The organism is Caballeronia eucalypticola (genome assembly GCF_047608185.1).
Lineage (GTDB): Bacteria > Pseudomonadota > Gammaproteobacteria > Burkholderiales > Burkholderiaceae > Caballeronia.
In genome coordinates this window covers 19,198-37,256 of record NZ_JBLKRU010000028.1, presented here as the reverse complement: position 1 = coordinate 37,256, position 18,059 = coordinate 19,198, and the positions used below count along the sequence as shown (strand labels likewise).

At 54.8% G+C, this 18,059-nt stretch carries 10 protein-coding genes and 1 pseudogene; 7 read left to right on the top strand and 4 right to left on the bottom strand.

Annotation, left to right across the window (positions count from 1 at the left end; all coding sequences use genetic code 11):
* Positions 1 to 713: 713 nt before the first annotated feature.
* Together ACMX25_RS26875 and ACMX25_RS26870 are read left to right on the top strand one after the other, a co-directional pair.
* Positions 714 to 2,264, top strand: a complete 1,551-nt coding sequence (locus ACMX25_RS26875) for an aldo/keto reductase (RefSeq protein ID WP_414953049.1) — start codon at positions 714 to 716, stop codon at positions 2,262 to 2,264.
* Complete coding sequence (locus ACMX25_RS26870; RefSeq protein ID WP_414953048.1) at positions 2,237 to 3,934, top strand: aminotransferase class III-fold pyridoxal phosphate-dependent enzyme; 1,698 nt, start codon at positions 2,237 to 2,239, stop codon at positions 3,932 to 3,934. Before ACMX25_RS26875 ends, ACMX25_RS26870 begins: the two co-directional genes overlap by 28 nt.
* Here ACMX25_RS26870 and ACMX25_RS26865 read toward each other — a convergent pair.
* Positions 3,912 to 5,888: a radical SAM protein gene (locus ACMX25_RS26865; RefSeq protein WP_414953047.1), complete on the bottom strand. Its 1,977-nt coding sequence runs from the start codon at positions 5,886 to 5,888 to the stop codon at positions 3,912 to 3,914. The genes ACMX25_RS26870 and ACMX25_RS26865 overlap by 23 nt on opposite strands.
* Positions 5,889 to 6,594: 706 nt before the next feature.
* Positions 6,595 to 6,792, bottom strand: a complete 198-nt coding sequence (locus ACMX25_RS26860; RefSeq protein ID WP_414953046.1) for a hypothetical protein — start codon at positions 6,790 to 6,792, stop codon at positions 6,595 to 6,597.
* 255 nt (positions 6,793 to 7,047) lie between these two features.
* On the opposite strand from ACMX25_RS26860, the gene ACMX25_RS26855 reads away from it, so the two are divergent.
* The 4 genes from ACMX25_RS26855 to tnpB all read left to right on the top strand — a co-directional run bounded on the left by ACMX25_RS26855 (position 7,048) and on the right by tnpB (position 10,869).
* Positions 7,048 to 9,435, top strand: a complete 2,388-nt coding sequence (locus ACMX25_RS26855) for a hypothetical protein (RefSeq protein ID WP_414953045.1) — start codon at positions 7,048 to 7,050, stop codon at positions 9,433 to 9,435.
* A gap of 587 nt (positions 9,436 to 10,022) precedes the next feature.
* Positions 10,023 to 10,319, top strand: coding sequence for a transposase (locus ACMX25_RS26850; RefSeq protein WP_414953044.1), 297 nt, complete (start codon positions 10,023 to 10,025; stop codon positions 10,317 to 10,319).
* A complete protein-coding gene (locus tag ACMX25_RS26845; RefSeq protein ID WP_414953043.1) occupies positions 10,316 to 10,441 on the top strand; it encodes a hypothetical protein in 126 nt (41 codons plus the stop codon). The genes ACMX25_RS26850 and ACMX25_RS26845 overlap by 4 nt, the downstream gene beginning before the upstream one ends.
* The gene (gene tnpB / locus ACMX25_RS26840; RefSeq protein ID WP_414953042.1) at positions 10,429 to 10,869 is read left to right on the top strand and encodes an IS66 family insertion sequence element accessory protein TnpB; all 441 of its coding nucleotides are present in this window, start codon (positions 10,429 to 10,431) and stop codon (positions 10,867 to 10,869) included. The genes ACMX25_RS26845 and tnpB overlap by 13 nt, the downstream gene beginning before the upstream one ends.
* Before the next feature lie 117 nt (positions 10,870 to 10,986).
* Here tnpB and ACMX25_RS26835 read toward each other — a convergent pair whose 3' ends face one another.
* Entirely contained in the window at positions 10,987 to 13,041 is a 2,055-nt protein-coding gene (locus ACMX25_RS26835) for a hypothetical protein (RefSeq protein ID WP_414953041.1), read from the bottom strand.
* 1,464 nt (positions 13,042 to 14,505) lie between these two features.
* Positions 14,506 to 15,518: pseudogene (locus ACMX25_RS26830) on the bottom strand (IS30 family transposase).
* Positions 15,519 to 15,961: 443 nt separating this feature from the next.
* Here ACMX25_RS26830 and ACMX25_RS26825 point away from each other — a divergent pair.
* Positions 15,962 to 17,233 carry a methyltransferase domain-containing protein gene (locus ACMX25_RS26825; RefSeq protein WP_414953040.1) on the top strand — a complete coding sequence of 424 codons (1,272 nt, stop codon included), beginning with the start codon at positions 15,962 to 15,964 and terminating at the stop codon, positions 17,231 to 17,233.
* Positions 17,234 to 18,059 lie beyond the last annotated feature (826 nt).

Here is an 18,059-nt window from a genome sequence, read left to right as displayed (position 1 = left end):
ATGAGGCTTACGCGAACGTAGATAGTGTTCACCCCCCATGTTCAGCAATGCCCTTTTCCAGGTTGCAACAACCGTCTCGCGCTCAAGGCGAGAAGCTGCCGGACTTTAGCGAGCTAGTGATCGCGAAACACTTTGGCCGCTTAGCTGATATGGGGCACGGTGCGATGGCGTCGACCAGAAAATCTCTTAACCAGACTCGAATAACGCTCGCAGCCCTGGCTACGACAGAGTTGAGCGCATGCAGATACTTTCGAATCGAGCCAGCGCGCGCGGCGTCGGACGTCCGCATAGCTGAGCGACGAGGGCGCAAATCTACGATCTCAGAGTCAATGTCACAGATCGACGTTTTCAGGGCTCAGTAGATCGCGCGATCTTGTCCGCACGCATGACGACGACCCCGTTCCCTGCGAGTTGGCGCGCCCGTGCAGCAAAAATTCGGGACCTGGAAATCGCAGAGCGGGCCGTGTTGTCGCTGCGAAAGACAATGCTTGGCGAACCGGATGACTCCAGCGCGATGCGTACTTAAACGCAGAGTCAGCGGCCGTATCATTTCAATTTAGACCAGCACTCAATGACCGTCCTTTGCTCACGCTATAGCGTTCGAGTCAAACTACGCTTATCTTACGCTCAGGCGGATAACGCGCCGAACCTTCGCGAGGTCAAAAGTGGATTGGAGCCTATCGAGATGGAAGCTGCGCAGGCTGAGTCGAGAAATGCGCTACAGGCCTTTAGGGGGGAGCGGCCTTCAAATAAGCGCTGTCGGATTTGGGACGTGCCAGTTGCGCATGATTCCACAGCAACAAGCAATTGACACCTTAAAGCGCGGCTTTGAACTAGGCGTAAACTTTGTCCATACCGCACCCGACTACGAAGGGGCGGAAGATCTTGTAGCGCAGGCGGTCAGGGAATCCGGCCGGAAAGTCCTGGTCTTCACTCAGGGGTACGGCGCGATTTCTCATTTCGAATGGCTTTTTGAGATGGCCTGCAGGCGCGCTGGATCAAACATTCTGGATGTGTTTGGAATCGCCTGCGTTGAAGACAGGGAAAGCCTGAACGAGAACGTCTGGGGCGCGGGCGGAATGATCGAGTTCCTGCTCGAGAAAAAGCGAGAAGGCCGATTGCGTTCTATATTTGCCGAGTCGCATGGCACGCCGGAATACATCAAGAGACTGATTCAATCGAAGGTGTTTGATTCGATTCTGCTCGCATACAACACGCTCGGTTTTCACGCCCTGTCTTACTATCCTGAACCTCCCGCTACCTTCGAGACTCTACCTCGAAACAAACGCGAAGTTTTTCCCCTGGCTCGCGAGCATTCCGTCTCGATCCTCTTGATGAAGTCGCTAGGGGGTGGACTGCTGTGCAAAGGGAAAGCCTTTGCGCCTCACGCCCGCTTCAGCACGGAAGAGCAGACGCCAACCGCCAGCGATGTGCTGCGCCACCTGCTGCTTGACCCTGATATCACAGCAGTCGTGCCGGGTACCGCGTCCGTGGAAGAGGCCCAAGAAAATGCCAGCGCAGGATTCACCAAATCGCCATTTGGCCCAGAACAGGCAAGACAGGTAGAGGCGTCCAGTGCGCAGATGCTACAGACTTTGTGTACGCGATGCGGTCACTGTGATTCTCTGTGCAGCCACAACCTCCCTGTTTCCTGGTTGTTTCGTGATGCTTACGTTTCAACCATTGCTGCGGAGACATTTGAAACCCTGGATCGACTCCAGTACTTTCATCTGCATCCAGGTGAAATATCGACATGTAGCACGTGCGTTGATGTGACCTGTGAATGTCCGTCCGGGTTAGACATTAAACACAGCTTGACGCAGGTTCATTCGGTCATGCTTAACCTGAAGCAAAATGGGCTGCTCCCGTTGACGCCCGCGCAAAGCGCCCTGGAGCAACCACGCGGCCCTTGGCGGGTCGGGTTGTTTCAGACTGAAATCCCGGGCGTACTAGCACGCGGGCAATCCGGGACGTGCCGGTTATGGTGTGAAAATGCGGGTGAAAAAAAATGGATTCCTGCGAGTGGCTGGGCCAATGGCCGCGGCTTGGTCTTATCTGCTCGGATTGGCGGCGCGCATCAAACAGTCCCTTTGCGTCATGAGGTAGAGCCCAATACGCGGACCCATTTCACCTTCGAGATAACAGCCCCGGCGCAGCCGGGCAAGCATCGCCTTGAAATTTTCTTGCAGTCCGTTGGCGATGACATTTCACCAATGCCCGAAGAGGATATTGCAATATGTTCCTTTCCAGTCGACGTCAAGTAATCGGTCAAGAACGCGAGCAAGCCACACGAATTTATGATGCGGCGTATGACGAGGTTAATCTTCCGGCCGAGCTGGCGGCAGGTGCAATGTGGAGCTTGCGTGTGAGGGTCCAGAACCAGTCCAACTGGATCTGGCGACGTCACGACCCCGAATCGAAAAACGTTGATTTGACGGTGTGGATCGACGGCCAGATTGCAGTGACGCAAAGCTTGCCTGTTGAGGAGGTGCACCCTGGTGAACGCATCGACTTTCGCGTGCCTTTTCGAATTCCAGGCGCGGTTGGTTCGCATGAAATTGTTATCGATATGATTGAGCAGAATGTTGCACTGTTTAAAGACAAAGGCTCGGCACCCCTCAAGGTCGGGATTAATGTCTTCGCTGCACCTGTGACGCAAGGTGCCGTACTGCAGGAAAAGGCCAATCGGCTTTGTCCTTGGAATTATCAGCCGTCTGCCGGGATTCAAGCGGGGGCGGACGGGGCGCATTACCCTTTGTTTGTCGCGCGGTCGAAAGGCGCGCACTTCTGGGACACGGAGGACAGGCAGTACATCGACTACGTGATGGGATGGGGCTGCGCGTTGCTTGGATACGCCGAGCCTCGGGTGCAGGAAGCAGTCCGGCGCGCGCTTGAGAGCGGTGCGGTCGTGCCCCTTCCACATGCGCTGGAGGTCGAGGTGGCTGAAATGCTCACCGAAGACATTCCGTGCGCCGAACGCGTGGTGTTCGGGAAGAATGGCTCGGATGCCTGCACTGTGGCCGCACGGCTTGCAAGAGCGTACACCGGCCGAAACGTTATTCTTTATTCGGGCTACCACGGCTGGCAGGACTGGTGGGTTGAGCAAGTCGGTTTCGAAAATTGCGGTGTGCCCGATCGCGCAACTCCATTGATTCATCGGTTCAAGTTCAACAACCAGGCTGATTTTCAACAACTGTTCGATCTGTATAAGCATGACCTCGCCGCTATTATGCTTGAGCCATCCGGACCAGCCGAGGGACCGCAAGGTTCTCCTCAGGACGCGAATCCTGCCTTCCTTCTGTTCCTGGCCGATTCAGCGAAGAGGGCGGGAGCGCTGCTCATCTACGATGAAATCATGACGGGCTTCAGATATCCCGGCGGAAGTGTTCAAAAGGCGACTGGTGTTATTCCAGATTTGACTTGTTTGGGTAAGGCGCTTGGCGGTGGAATGCCTTTGTCTGCTCTTACGGGACGCGCAGCGATTATGGAAAGTGCCATGCACCGCACGCATTACGGACCCACATTCAAAGGCGAAATTTACTCGCTCGCCGCCGCCAAGGTCGCATTGGGCATATATCGCTCTGAGCCAGTTGCCGAGCAAGTTTGGGCGCATGGAAACAAGCTACGGGAAGGGGTCAACCGGTTGTCTTCAGAACTGGGTGTCAACGCGCGATGCGTCGGCCCAGCCTTTCGTGCGACCGTAGTGTTCTCGGACAACGACGTCAGTCTCATTCGACTCAAGAGAACGCTCTATTTTCAAGAGTTGCTCAAACGAGGAGTCATGACTTACAACGGCTTTATGTTACCCAGCTATGCGCATGATGATCAGATGCTGAATCGGCTTCTCGAGTGTGCCGGCTTGGCTCTTGAGCGTGTCGCGCGGGCGGAGCGGAACGGCACTCTGGATCGTGCTATCGAGATTCCACTACTTTGAGCGAAAAGGTTGTTGCGCCTTTTTGATTGATGGACATTAGCGCGTCCATTTCTGTCGTGAATTCTGCGACAAGACGTTCAAAATCCGGGAATGTTTCAGCGTCGCGTGAGTCACTGCAACGACACTTGTCGCAAACGGCACAGACGCCGCTTTGTTTTTGTGCTCTGCGTAGATGTTTGAAAACAGGATTCTTCCACAAACTGGAAAATTCTTTTTCTCCCGGAAAATTGAATGTTGTTGCCTGCGAGAGTTCCGCGCTCGATAGCGGGCCGATGCAGGGGTACATATAGTTAGACGCGTTGTGCGCCCTGCTGCCCTTGTGCGTGCTACCAATGCATCCCATTCGCCAAAGGAACCCGCAGAGATTGCCCTGCGTTTCAGATTGCAGGAAAGCATCCGCTAGCTTGCCTAATTGCCACTCATTTTTCTCGATCTTTGCGAAATCGTAGAATGCACGGACTTCGAGACCATATCGCACCGTTTTCTCAGTCGAGGGTGGTGGAATTTCCAGTGAAACCCGGTGAATAGCGGCTACCCGAACAGTTTCCTCATAGATGGCGTCATATTCAGATCGGAAATTTTCTAAGGTTTCTTCCGGGCCAAAAGTATGTGCAACGGTGTGATACCCCAATGCGGAATAAGGAAAGGCGGTTAATCGGTCAATTCCGAGTTTTCGGCACAACGCGGGCATTCTGGGTAGATCTGAAAGATTCTTGCCATTCAAGACCATCGATCCGAAAACGAGCGGAAACAATGTGCCGCTCTCGCGTTTCGCGGTCTTCAATTTTTCCAGGTTGGCGCAAACTCGATCGAAATGATCCTCCTGATGCTGGACCTGCCAGGATTCCGCACTTGCTGCGTTGAGAGAGACGTTGATCCACCTCACCTGGTTCAGCAAGGAATCGATGAGACCGGGGCGATGCAACGCAACCGCGTTGGTAAAGAAATTGAGGCCAAGGTGCGGGAAAAATCTGGCGAGGTAATTGATGATTTCTGGTAAATGCTTGTTCAGAGCGGGTTCGCCCAAGCCGCTCGATAGACGAAGAATCTGAACGTGCCGTAAGAAATCCAGTTGCTCGATCTTTGTTCGATCCGAGAATTTATAGATGGCGTTACTGTCTGTATAAGCGCAGAAACGGCATTCCAGATTGCATGCACCGGTGAGTGAAAGATGAATTTCAGGCGGAAGCCCATCAGGTTCCGTAATCCCTTGCCGGTATTCCATTTCGTTGATCAGGGCGTTGAACACCCAGGGTACTTGTGACTTGTTACGGTGCTTTAGTAGCGCGTCGATTGTACCGTCAACGCTATTGACCTGTTGATCATCTTCAATACACTGGGGCTCGAGTAATTCGTAGAATGCAGCATTGATGTAAACAGGCGCGTCGCTATAAGATCGACCGACCCTGATCTCAATATCGTCTAGCGCTGGTGACTGGTACGCTGACGTGCCGGATGGCGGAATCTGGTGGGTGATCAAGTTGTTGCGCAAATAACAGTCCCGAGAGACTGCCGTAATGGCGGTCAGAGCGTGCAGGGCAGCCCATACGTTATCAGTGGAGACTGTGTTGTTTCGCCATGCAAATCCGTAATAATCTTGAGTGCCTGGGTTCGCGCAAACCGCTGGTATTCCGTCACTCACTTGCTCTAGAAGTACAGCGATTGGGGGAACATCTTGCAAAAGAAAACTCGGGTTAACAATGACGTGAATACCGGAGGCCTTCAGATGTTGAGGCTTGATGTATTTGCCGTTGCTTAGACGCAAGATACGTTTTGTGTCATTGTTGATCAATAATATCTCTGTATGTGTGGGCACGAAAATCTGCGCTCTTGCCTGGAGATATTGGATGAGACGCGCGGCGCACGGGGAAAGCCCGAGAGGTGAAAGTACGCGCGCCGGTAGCACTACATAGCAGTAGGTTTCGTTGGGATCCGGCCGACGGAGCAGTCTCATTTTCGTTTCCTCAAACGGACGCTATGTCCGTTCAGTTATTTCGTAAGGCAGTGGGCCGTCTAAACTCCATCCTGGATTTGCGTGTTCGGATAATTTGGAGCTAACCGGCGCGCTATCGAATGACCCTCTGTTGCTTGCCTGACCGCCTCGGATCTAACGCCCCGACAGAAGCACGATACTCGATTCGAGGTGAAATCGTGAAATATCTGTAGTGAATTCCAGTTCTTTTTCGCGCGCAAGATCATCGATTACCTCGCTGCAACAATGTTCGAAGACCTCCGCTGATTTGCGACTCCCCGCACCCTCTCAAGGCAGACGCATGCCATGGTCGTGCTTCGCGAGGTAGCTTCGCCGCTATCTGCGACCATGCCGAAGCGGTCACCTCTATCCTACGCGGCGGTTTCGTGCCACCTATCCTTGGTAGGAGCGGCATGCAGTAATGCTGCACGTACGGATCCGTCCCGAGTGCGACGGCTAAAAATCGTCTCAACCATGACCTAATAATCTATATTTCGCCGAATCGATGAGCGAAAATCGACACGAAAAGCCCGGTCCAAATTTTAGTGGTCGTCGCGATCGCCTTCGTTAGCATGACTGAGGTTACCATGGCTAAGCGCTGATCCGTCCCTTGTAGACAGCCCACGTGACGGAATTCCCTGCGTCTGCTAGATTCCGCTCATGCAACTGCCTAGCGACACAGCAATAGTCACCCTTTGCTAACCTGTCCAATCAACTGCGCTTGCGGCTTCTGGCCAAAGTTTAGCTCGATCAGCGTGTCCATCTTTGTGACGAGGTCGCCGAGAGCTTCTTGGCTGTTCTTGTGACGATTGTCGACTTTCTCATCGAGGCGTGTGATCTGGTTTTGCAATTCGGTGCTCGTGACGGCTGTCAAGTTGTTGCCCATGCATTCCAGACATTAAAAAAGCAACCCGGAGGTGGTTGATAATCCGCAATTACAAAGTATTGATACAATGCCGTCCGACTGTTGGAATCGGGTCCATTCCGGAATCAGCGGTTAAAAGCCCCGAGCACTAATCGCGCTCGGGGCTTTTCTGTTTTCGTGGGTGCCAATGCCGCTCGCAAGCGGGTTGGGCGAAACCGTAGCAGGTGATACAGGAAATAATGTATCTTTGCGACTTTTCTTGAAAGAAGACCCGGCATGAATGCAATGATCCCGTTGATGAGCGCCCTGTCCGGGGTTCTGCTCGTACTTTTCCCTGGGTGGGGAGCCAAACAGATCCTCGTGAAGTTCGGCCTACGATGGCAATCCGATTCGGCGTCGGCGATCTTGACCTCGTTTTCCCTCGGGATCCACGTCAACGCGCTAATGTTTCTTTTCTGTTGGGTTTTTGTAAGTGGGTCTCCGAGCACGATTGGGATATCGCTCCTTGTCCTGGATATCGCAATTGGCTGCAGCGGGTTGATCTTTAAAGGTTCAGTTGGCCCGGTACGAAGCTCGCTGTGGGCGATGATTATGCTGGGGCTCGTCGTGGGCGAGTACGCTTCATTCCAATTCCCTAATGTACTGGACTCTGTGCAGATCCTTGAGGTGCAGCAATATCTGCAGGGATGGGTCGGAGGGGTGGCCGCTTTCCCGACAGTTCTCGCCCGCGCGTATCACATCTTGCTAGGCGGGATGACGGTACCGACGCAGCCTGGTTTTGCTGGCCTGATCTTCATTCCATCGCTACTTCAACCGAATTTACCGGTAGCGACGTCGGCGGCAGGCATGAGGGTTATCCTTTTCGCTTTGGCAGCGGTAGTGTCCGACTACGCTGCTAAGCAATTTGGTTTTCGCCCCCGAGTTGCCGCCGCACTGTTGATTCTCGCAAACCTTGTATTTAGCCACTATGGTCTCTACGGCATGTTCTTTGTCGGTAAAGATTCCATCTTCGCTGTGCTGTTGGCGATCGCTTCCGTAGCTGCTATCTACAACACTGATCCGGATTCGAACGAGCCGGGACTGTTCATGTCCGCAGCCGTACTACTCGGTGCAGTCGTCGTTCCCTACCTGTTGTTGTTCTGGGCTATTTACTTTTTCGTCTCTCCATGGACAACGGCGCGCAGGGTATTCCGACAAGCCATATGGTGCGTCTACCCCCTGACAATCGCTGTTGTCGGCGTGCGCGCGGCATTCGCTGCGGCCGGAAGCCATGTCATAGGCTTGCTGCCAGCATTCATCGCGGAAATTACAGTGCTCGCTATCGCCGCGTACACGTTCCGGAAGCTAAGATACGAAGAAGTTGAGGCGCCCCAGTGGTGGCGCTTCGTGCTCGCGTGCATACCTGCTGTGTCAATCATCGGCATTGTGCTGCTGTTGCCTGCGAAAGCACACATCATCCAAGGCTACAGGGGTACGGCGCCAGTTGTGATGTCTTACCCACCACTGGATGGGGTAATGACTGCGTTCGGGTACTTCTACAAGATGACACCGATGAACAACCCATGGCTTTCGACCGTGGCGGTCATCATGTGTGGTCTCGCTCCGCTGGTTATCAAGCGATTCCGGTCACCGTTTTTTATTGCACTGTTTGCGTTCCTGCCGACTTCGGCATTTCTTGTACTGATTCACCTTCGGCTCGGATTGCATATTTTGCCGGACTTCAACATATGGGACGTGACGCGCGACACAGTCCAATGGTACGTCGGCGCATTCGCCGCGATCATCGCTTTGATTGGATTGGCCGCCATCGGTGAAAGGCTTTCCCCAGCGGCTAGCGTTCTCGTAGTGCCCGTTGCCGCGGCTCTTTTCCTCGTAGGCGTGCAAGCCAACTTCAAATATTTTGCGTGGCTTTTAAATCAGCCTGTGACGATGACAAGCTCTGGAGGATATCTGGATGCCCCCACGGCGCGCGCATCAGACTTTCTTTGGCGTGAAGCGCGCGGAGAGTTGGTATTCGTCAGCCAGGAATCCGCGCTTGGCACTACCTTTCCGATCTATCAGATGTACGGGGCGCGCCGGGTTGCTTATTTCAGCGATGAATCGCTCTCAACTTCCTCCAAAAAATCAATTGTCTATCTGGTGAACGGGAAGGACGCCAAGAAGGCGGTTGAGTTCGGCAGCCAAAACCATGCCGACGTGGACGTGTTGGGCCTATCGAGCGATTCATATATCGTCCATTTGAAATTCGACGGAGGCGCAAAGCTTACCGCGACGGATGTGCCAAAGCTTTCCGTTGGCATCGACGAAAGCGCCTATCCAATAGAACATGCCCAAGGAAGAACATTCCGGTGGATCGGGCCTGACAGCAAACTGACCTTGAACAGCATTCTAGGAGGAGGCGAGCAAACCTGCGTTGATCTCCAACTAATCAATCCATGGGGCGATAAATCGCTGTCGGCTACGATCACGACTTCGCGAGAACAGCAGACAGTCGATGTTCCGTTTGATGCGACTTTTGCCAACCCGCTGACCAAACAGGTTTGCTTGTCGCTGGCAGACCATGATGAAACGATTGAAGTGAAATCAAACAAGCCTGCTCAGCACTTTCCAGACGACTACAGGAATATCTCTTTTGGGCTGGTCTGGCCGCCGGCGCCCCATTAAAGCAGAACAGAGGCAGTCTTTCGCTTCGCGATAGACTGCACGAAAAATCCAAGCGAGAAATATGAAAAACTGAAAAACAAGGGGGTGGGCATGGAAGCCCAAGACCGACCTGCTCGCGTCCTTGCAGTCCTTGGAAGCGCGATCAAACGTTATGTGGAATTCGAACCTCTTCATGTCGCGTCTGAAGCTGTTTTGAAATTGCGTTTAACAGCTTCCCCATTGGCGGCCTGCTTCTCTCCGGATAAAACTACGCGCGGGATAACGCGCCATGCATACCGCTCTCTTCACTTGGCCACTAGCGTAGATCGCGTCGTAGCTGCGGACGTGTCGGCTTGCAGCATCCCAATGAGGTTTTCTAAGTGAGACTGCAGATCCTCCCTGTCGTGGTTCGCGCTGTACGCAAATCAGACCGCCAATTCGTAGGTCGAGCCAGCCGTACGGGCATCGCGCACAGAGGCTGACGCACCCGTCTTTGTTTTACCGTTATCGGGCGCCAGGCCTGGGTAAGCGGCTCGGCCCGACCGTTTCCCCATGCTGACTTTTCCAAAGCATGATGAGCGCGTTTAGATTAACGGAGCCAGTCAGCCATGTCGAACGCAGGGGGCGGAGCCCATCCCCGTCGCACGTACGCGCGAGAATTCAAGCAGCAGGTGATCGGAGAGACGTTGGAGCCCGGCATGTCGGTGTCGATTGTTGCGCGCCGGCACGACATCAACGCCAATGTGGTGTTCGGATGGCGCAAGCAATATCGTGAAGGCAAGCTAGTCGTCCCTGCACTCGAAGTTGCGCCGAGCATGCCATGCACGGAACTGCTGAGCGTCGACGTGATCGACTCGGCATTGGTACTTCGGGCGCCGGAGCCGACAGTGATGTCGGAGCGATGAGCAGCGTACCGATGCCGATGCCCGTGTGCGAGATCGAGATGGAGATCGGCAAGCGACGCGTGAAGATTCGCGGCCTGTCTGCCGAGCGCACCGAAGCGTTCCTGCAGGAATGCCTGAAGTGATCGCGCCGCCGGCAGGCATGCGCATCTGGCTTGCGGCTGGCGTGACCGACATGCGTTGCGGGTTCCAGGGGCTTGCCGCGAAGGTGCAGACAGCGCTCGAAGAGAATCCACTGGGCGGTCATGTGTTTATCTTCCGTGGCCGCCGTGGCGATCTCGTGAAGCTGCTGTGGGCGACCGACGACGGGCTCTGGTTGCTCGCAAAACGATTGGAGCGAGGCCGTTTTATCTGGCCCCAGGCCGATGGCGGAAAGATCCATCTGACGAGCGCCCAGCTGTCGATGCTGCTCGAGGGCATCGACTGGCGGCAGCCGCGCGCGCGCGTGAGGACACGGCCCAGCCGAGCCGCTTACAGGCCTGGTACCCCGCGTTCGGGGAGAAAGAAACGTTGCCATAGCCCAGTCAGTTCCCAGCGTGGTGGTTTGGACTGAGCCACCTGCACCTGGACCAGAATTACCGCGTCGAGTGCGTCAGAATTCAGTACGAGTCAACGGCTAGCAGTTCGCACGACTCATATTCAGCTATCTCCACCAGGCGGAGTTGCTACGTCACTGTGCTGTCACTGACAAATTCCGAACGTTCCACGCGGCCAATCGGTTGTCGCTGGGTCCAAGCGGTTTTGCTTCCCCATTCGTCTCAATGCTGATTTCCGATATGTCTTTCGGATTTGTGTTTATCGCTGTTGAGAATTGCATAGGGGCACCGCCGTTTGATTCCAAGGTGAATTCCTGAGCTGCACCGTCTCGTTTAACAAGCCGTACTGTAAGAGTCTGCTTCCCAACTGTCCTGTAGCCGAACGACAGGTTGGTGCGTGAAGTGGTTGACTGCACGGACTTTGCATCGAATGTGAATTCGATCTTGTGAGGTACCCATTGCCACCAGTTGTCGCCGTCGCTCTCGCGCGCGTATGCGCCTTTAATTGTTGCGATCGCGATTGCACCGTGCCCATCGTAGATTCCTACTTTGAACGGACCCACCTCTTTGCCTTGACCGACATATCGCGGCTTGTTCCGCGCTTCCACGACGCAGTCACCCGCGGCGATGTCTTGATTGCCATGGGCTCGGGTCATGTCATTGAGGTAATCGTCACCTGTCCAATTCGATCGAAGATCACGGTCCTTCAGGAAAAGCGCGGCGATTTCGCGCGCTTTCATATCTTCGGCATTGAGGGCCAAATACACTGCTTTGTTACCGCAGGTATCTAGGACCGTACTTCGGAGATTAAGATAGAGTTGGCCCAGGTCCGACGGCGAACCGTAATACAAGATGAAGGGATTGAATGCGCCAGCGAGCACTCGGGGTGGCGCGAGGGCGGTAAGTATTAGGCCGAGGGCAAATACGGTTGCCACTGCATGATTGAACCGCTTCCCCAAGGGACGTTTCAGGCGAATCATTCCAACCAAGATAAATACCGACATGAATGGACCGGCCCAATCGGATAGCTTGAATTCGCTCCAACTCGCACCGATGCCTATCGGAAACGGTGACGGCACGGAGTATCGGAAATAAAAGAGGCCGGCCACCAACAGTGTTAGCATCACGCTTGCTGGCAATAGTTCGCCGCTACTTGCGCTTCGCCATATGGGCCGCCAGCTCGTGATAACCAAAACGGAAGGGATCGCCAGCACAACGACCCCTAACCAGAACGACGAAGAGCCCACGTTCGGTTGAAGGGCCCAGTTAAGTCCATCCCATGGACCACCGTGAACACCGAACGCATGAGCAACAAAGCCGACTAACGCCCAATTGACTGGCATACCGACGACCGCGTGCGACTGAAGCTTCAATGCCTCGACTGCACGCACCATTTCCGTATTAAGCAGCAGGATTGAAGCTCCTGCAACCAAGAAGCCATACGTGACGATAGTCTTAGACGCCTGATGGCGCAATGCAATTAGTCCGGCGCTGGCAACCATCGCGACGACTACGAACGGCATGACCTCCGAATAGGTGTAAGTCATGGCGGAAAACAGGGCCGCGAGGGGGATGGCTGCCATTGCACGTTCGCCCGCAGTGACCTGTCGAGTTGCGATTTGCTTCATGACCGGCCCGGCCAGAAACAACAACCCAACGCCAAGCGCCAGCCCGAGTGTTTGTGGCATGAAACCTGACGTCGAACCGAACATCAGGCCTCCAATGGTGAACGTAGGGATCGCGAGTAGCGCTAGCCGGCGAATGCGAGAGACCCGGCGAAAATATCGCGAGATCGGAAATCCCGCAGACAAGCAACATGCCGACACCCCGAGAATGATTACCGATGGGTATACGTCGAACGCCCAACGCTGACCAGAGATTGCCTGGGCAAACGCGAGCAGATAACTGGCGCCCATGCGTAGACCAGTGTGTTGATACATGTAGATCTGACTTGAAGACGGAGTCACGGCGTCCAACGGAATAGCTTTCGCAAATGCGTGACCCTGGAGCCAGTCACTATGCGCAAGGTACGTGAATGTATCGTTGTGGAGCATGTAAGCGCCATGCATCAGAAGGCGCTGCAGAAACGCAGCGCCGCAGATCAACCCGAAGCAACTCACCAGAAAGGCCTGTTCTATCGCCTGTTTTTTTTCCTTTTCAAATATCAAAATAACCGCCACGAAAGCCATGGTGATGCTCAGCGTAACGACTGGGTTGCCAAGGGGTAATTGTCGTCCGATGATGCTCGCACATATTACGATCATGCTAAGGCCCAAGATCGGGGCTAGATAGAAACGCGCAGCGCCTTGCAGTCTGAGCGGCAATAAGCGGGTCAGAACTCGGCCCAGAAATGTCGAAAGGCATAGCACTGCGGAGGATATGAGGATGGTCTTCCAGTAGACACTCGGCATAAAAGGCTAGTTAAATTGAATGGTTCGAAACGATCTCAGAATGGTATGAGCCCTAGCGAGACTTCAGGTGACGTCCTCGCCGATCCAGTCTTCGGTTAGGAAAGCGAGATCGCGAATTGATGGAAGCTTCTTGGGGAGTGCTCATTCGCAACGTGGCATTCCGTGTAGTGGTCAAGTTATTTCGGACAGGCAGATACGCTCTCTTGCTGTCGGTCTCGCCTTGTAGGCCGCGAGCGACAGATAACCCGAAGCCGAGTTACAGACGCACGGGATTGCAGAAATCGACGATGTACTGGTTGATGCCGCACCTCGTTGTGGCCGGCATATTGGCACTGCCAGACGCGCTAATTCTTAGGCCCAGGAAGAAGATCTCCATCACCGTGTTGTTCCAGCAATTTCCCTTCCGGTTCATACTGCAAATCAGGCAGTGCTGCATAGCAAGGCTTGGTATTCACTACTGTGTACGAGCTGCCCCGGTCGGAATGCAGCCGCAGTCCTGGTGCCGGGCGACGCAGCCGCAGCGCAATGGTCGAAGCCGATATGACTAGCCCGGCCGGCATAGTGGACGGCATGGACAATCACCTACCTTGCATGAGCCTGAGTACAGGTCCGGCACGCTCTCGGCAACCGATAGCGCATGCCGACGGGCAGTCGTTGAGACGAACCTGCGTTTCCTGCTTGTGCGCAAATCCGCTTTGCGCATCAACGTACGCACCCGATAGCGGTCAATACTTACTGCTTGCTCCTTAATCGAATGCACCGCGCATGGGTTGCTGTATCTCGCACCGTTGGCGGCGGCTACTACCTTGGCGTGGGCCTGATCTTACAGACGCTTTACGCCCGGTCTGGCAGGTCCATGAGAATAGTAGCAAGAGTCACTCACCTGCAAAACCCGATAGGCGTCACTGACCGATACGGCCTCCTGTTGCAAGTGGGCTACCACGCGGTAAATCGCTTCAGTCCGTGCAACGAAAGCCGATGAATTTTGCCGCTGTGTATTGTCCTCGCACAGTTGCCGTATTCCTATTTTAAGCTGGTTCAAGCTGGTGGATGCGCTGCTGCTCGGTCGTCAGTGGTTTGTCTGCGCCAGCACCCCCGCTCGACTCGGCATCATGCTGCACCATCCAGCGAAATATAGCTGTCTCGCCGAGATTTATCGACCGGTACAGCTTGTTTAGCGACGACCCCTCGACTTGTATCGTATTCACTAGGCGGTTTCAAGGCTAAAGTGCAACACGGGATTTAATGTTTAGAGCCTTGAGGCTTGCTTGCTGAGGCGAGGGTTGCAGCGAAGACCTCGAATGGCGAATGGAACGCGTGAATGGCGCGCGGGCGGCTGTTCAGGCTGTCGGCGATAGCGTCGAGTTCGTCCTGACTATAGACCGATAGGTCCGTGCCTTTAGGCAGATACTGGCGCAGCAACCCGTTGGTGTTTTCGCAAGTACCGCGTTGCCAGGGACTGTGCGGGTCGCAGAAGTACACGTTCACGCCGGTCGCGGCGGCGAGCTGTTGGTGGCGCGACATTTCTTTGCCTTGGTCATAAGTAAAGCTTTGCCGTAACGGCGCGACAATCGAATTGAGTTTGGCGGAGAAGCCCGCTAGCGCTGAAGCGGCGGTGGCGTCTTCCATCTTGGCGAGCAGCACCAGGCGGCTGGTCCGTTCGACCAGAACGCCGACCGAGGATTGGTTATTGGCAACTTTGATGAAGTCGCCCTCCCAGTGACCCGGCAGCAGTCGGTTTTCGATTTCGGGCGGTCGCACGTGGATACTGACCATGTCGGGAATCTGTGCGCGCCGGTCTGTGCCCCGTGTGCGTGGCATGCGCGTGCTGTGGCCGTGGCGCAGGCAGGCAATGAGCTGACGGCGCAGGCTGGGCATAGATGGCCGTGTAGATGGTTTCGTGCGAAACGTGCTGGGTCCGAGTCGGTTGGATACATACGCTTAAGTGTGCCCGATATCTGTTGGGGCGACCATTTCCATTCGAGCAAAGTGAGAACGACGCGCCAGCAAACGCTTTGCAGACAAAGCTTGTTGGGGCGGCGACCCGCGCTGCGGAGTGCGACGCTGAGCGTTTTAGCCGGCACGGATGCGTAGCCAACCGCAGAGCTGTTTCGCCTCAGTTCACGGCTAACAGTGGCCGGCGAGCGCCCGAGTATCCGGGCCATGGCCCGGATACTCGAACCCTGCAGATGCAGGCTTGCAATGGTCTGGCGTTCTTCAGGCTGCAGTTGCAGGTACTGAGTTCTTTCGTTCATTGCGACACCTTATACGAGACAGGTGTTGCACTTCACTTTTGACGCCGCCCTACTTCATCATGATGCTGGCATCAGATTGTCGGCCCTTCTCGTCATCACGTCTCACTTTCTTTTCGATTGGGGAATTGTCCTCCGATCGACCGGTCCGAGGAAATTAGACCACCAAAGTGATGCGCAAGGAGAAAAAACGCAATTAGCGCGGGCGGCCCCGATTTCTATCTACTCTAATGTTTTTTGGTTTGTGCGATGGCGACTGTTAAGCCGGGTAGATGCTGCAGCTTTCTAAAGGCGAGTTGAGATTGTAGTTTCTTCAAACGGGCTGCCGCGCCGGTCCATGATCTGCATTGTTTTGTTATGATCTTGGCTTACAGTGGCAATGCGCGAAGCAGATTTAGATCCGCCCGCCCCCGAGTAACCGTAAGCCGACACCGCATTGAAGACACATGGCAAAAGCTGACGAAATTGATTACATCAAGAAAGTGGCGCAGGTAGAAGCGTTTTCTACTGATGACTTCATGGACTACCTTGCACGCAAACCATTCTCAGACGCCAGGTGCGGCGAGTATCTGATGGACATTGCCCAGGTGATGAGGCTTCTTCCTCCGCCGCCAGCCAAACTGTTGGATGTGGGTGTTGGAAGCGGATGGACGAGTGAGCTGTTCGCCAGTCGCGGCTACGAGGTGCTTGGGCTCGATATCAGCCCCGACATGATCGAGCTTGCCAACCGCCGGGCCCGTGAAGGTCTTTCGTTCCAGGTTTGCGACTACGAAGCTGGTACCGTCCCCACCGGTTTCGATATAGCCGTAATCTACGATTCACTTCATCACGCAGAGGATGAGTTTAAGGTCGTAAAGAATATCTTTGCCGCGCTCACCGACGGCGGGGTTCTCGTCACCGTTGAACCGGGCGCCGGTCACTCGACTACCGAGGACAGCATCGCGGTCATGAAGAAATACGGCACGACTGAAAAGGATATGCCGTGGTCGTTGCAGCAAATATTGATGCAGAAGGCGGGTTTTGGAAGCGTAGGACAGTATCTTCGCCTAACACAGATGCCGCTTACTGAGATCAGCAGTACGGACGGTTCCCTGGAGCAGGTGCGACATGCCATTTCGCTTGCCTACGAGACATCTACCGGGCTGACGAGCATCGCGGTCGCAAAAAAAATTGCTGAACCCGTTAAGCCGTCAGACACGCAGTCCGAAAGAAGTAAGGCGCTGCTTGACCTGTCCGAGGCACACGAAAGACATTTGAACGCGCCCGCGGCAATCGATCCACCGGCATTCGACGTCGCAATGACGGCGCAACTGTCAGTGATTGAACAGAGCGCTGCTGGACTTCATGACAGGTTCGAACAACTGGAGCAGCGGGTAGCGAGAATCGACAAACAGCAGGGTTCATCTGCTGAAGCCGTCATTGTCGAACAACGCGAACAGCTTCACCACGTGCGGAGCACAATAGATCAGGTAAGAGACGAGGTTGGTGAATTGAAAGCGGCGATGCAGGTCTTGTCCGGTACCGATCTCGCCGAGCTGAAGGCTGCCCTCTGGCAACTGAGAGCCGTCGATTCCATCGAGATCAAGGACAGCATCAAGGCATTTCGGATCGAAATCGCGATCAATCTCACGCGAAAATTCCGACTGCTTGCGGGTGGCATCGCAGTAGCCGCGCTGGGTGTCGCCGGGATGCTTGCGGTCGGCTTCCACTGGATTTAGCTAAGGGATTTGTCCGTGGCATCATCTGGCAAGGATGGCATTTCCAGGTGACATCTTCGTCCGGCTGGCCCCGATCTCCTTGCTATCGGGGCCGGCCAGACGACGAAAGGTTCGCTGCGGTTTCTTCTCCCGCGAAGGTTTGGATTGCACCGTAGCGAGTTACGCCGATGTGCCCGGTTCTGTGGCGATAGAGATCACAGAATTCCCTTCGCGAAATGGCCCGCCGAGTTAAACAAAAAGCCTCGTGGGTGGAGGCGCGTTCGACGTTGTCGACCGCATGCCTTTTAACGAGCGATAAAGCTTTGGCTCATCGCGCCGCTCTGTTCACGTGATTTCGGACCCATCCGCCATCCGGTCCTCGTCGAAATTGCATGCTTCAGGTGTTGATCGAACGACGCCTGCCATTCTCGCAATGCAGTTTTACGCCTAAATGCCCGCCGTAAACGGCGTTGGCGATTGTCAGGGCCGACTGGCTAGTGACCATGTCGGGATCTGCTCGTGCTACGGCAGGCACGCTTGGCGTTTCAGCGGGCTGGGATGAATACCCCGCCGCAATGCTGTTTCGCTTCGGTTCACGACTAACGGTGGAGGTCGAGCATCCGAGTATTTGGGCCATCGCCGTTAGTTAAGATAACACGACCGTTTCTGCATGGTCCTAAGCGATGCATCTATGCCAGATCGACATCGAATCTGGTCGTGCCGCTTTGATCCGTCGTTATTCACCGCCCGCCGCTGACAACTGCGCCGATCGCGCTTGGCCGCAGACGGCAGGGCGTACCTCTTGTTAAACTGTTCATCAAAGTACTGCATTCCGCACGAGTGCGAA

What these genes read in the sequence shown, in the direction of transcription:
- ACMX25_RS26875 (WP_414953049.1), top strand. Translation starts at nt 714, where the DNA reads ATGCGCTACAGGCCTTTAGGGGGGAGCGGCCTTCAAATAAGCGCTGTC.
- ACMX25_RS26870 (WP_414953048.1), top strand. Translation starts at nt 2,237, where the DNA reads ATGTTCCTTTCCAGTCGACGTCAAGTAATCGGTCAAGAACGCGAGCAA.
- ACMX25_RS26865 (WP_414953047.1), bottom strand. Translation starts at nt 5,888, where the DNA reads ATGAGACTGCTCCGTCGGCCGGATCCCAACGAAACCTACTGCTATGTA.
- ACMX25_RS26860 (WP_414953046.1), bottom strand. Translation starts at nt 6,792, where the DNA reads ATGGGCAACAACTTGACAGCCGTCACGAGCACCGAATTGCAAAACCAG.
- ACMX25_RS26855 (WP_414953045.1), top strand. Translation starts at nt 7,048, where the DNA reads ATGAATGCAATGATCCCGTTGATGAGCGCCCTGTCCGGGGTTCTGCTC.
- ACMX25_RS26850 (WP_414953044.1), top strand. Translation starts at nt 10,023, where the DNA reads ATGTCGAACGCAGGGGGCGGAGCCCATCCCCGTCGCACGTACGCGCGA.
- ACMX25_RS26845 (WP_414953043.1), top strand. Translation starts at nt 10,316, where the DNA reads ATGAGCAGCGTACCGATGCCGATGCCCGTGTGCGAGATCGAGATGGAG.
- tnpB (WP_414953042.1), top strand. Translation starts at nt 10,429, where the DNA reads ATGCCTGAAGTGATCGCGCCGCCGGCAGGCATGCGCATCTGGCTTGCG.
- ACMX25_RS26835 (WP_414953041.1), bottom strand. Translation starts at nt 13,041, where the DNA reads ATGGCTTTCGTGGCGGTTATTTTGATATTTGAAAAGGAAAAAAAACAG.
- ACMX25_RS26825 (WP_414953040.1), top strand. Translation starts at nt 15,962, where the DNA reads ATGGCAAAAGCTGACGAAATTGATTACATCAAGAAAGTGGCGCAGGTA.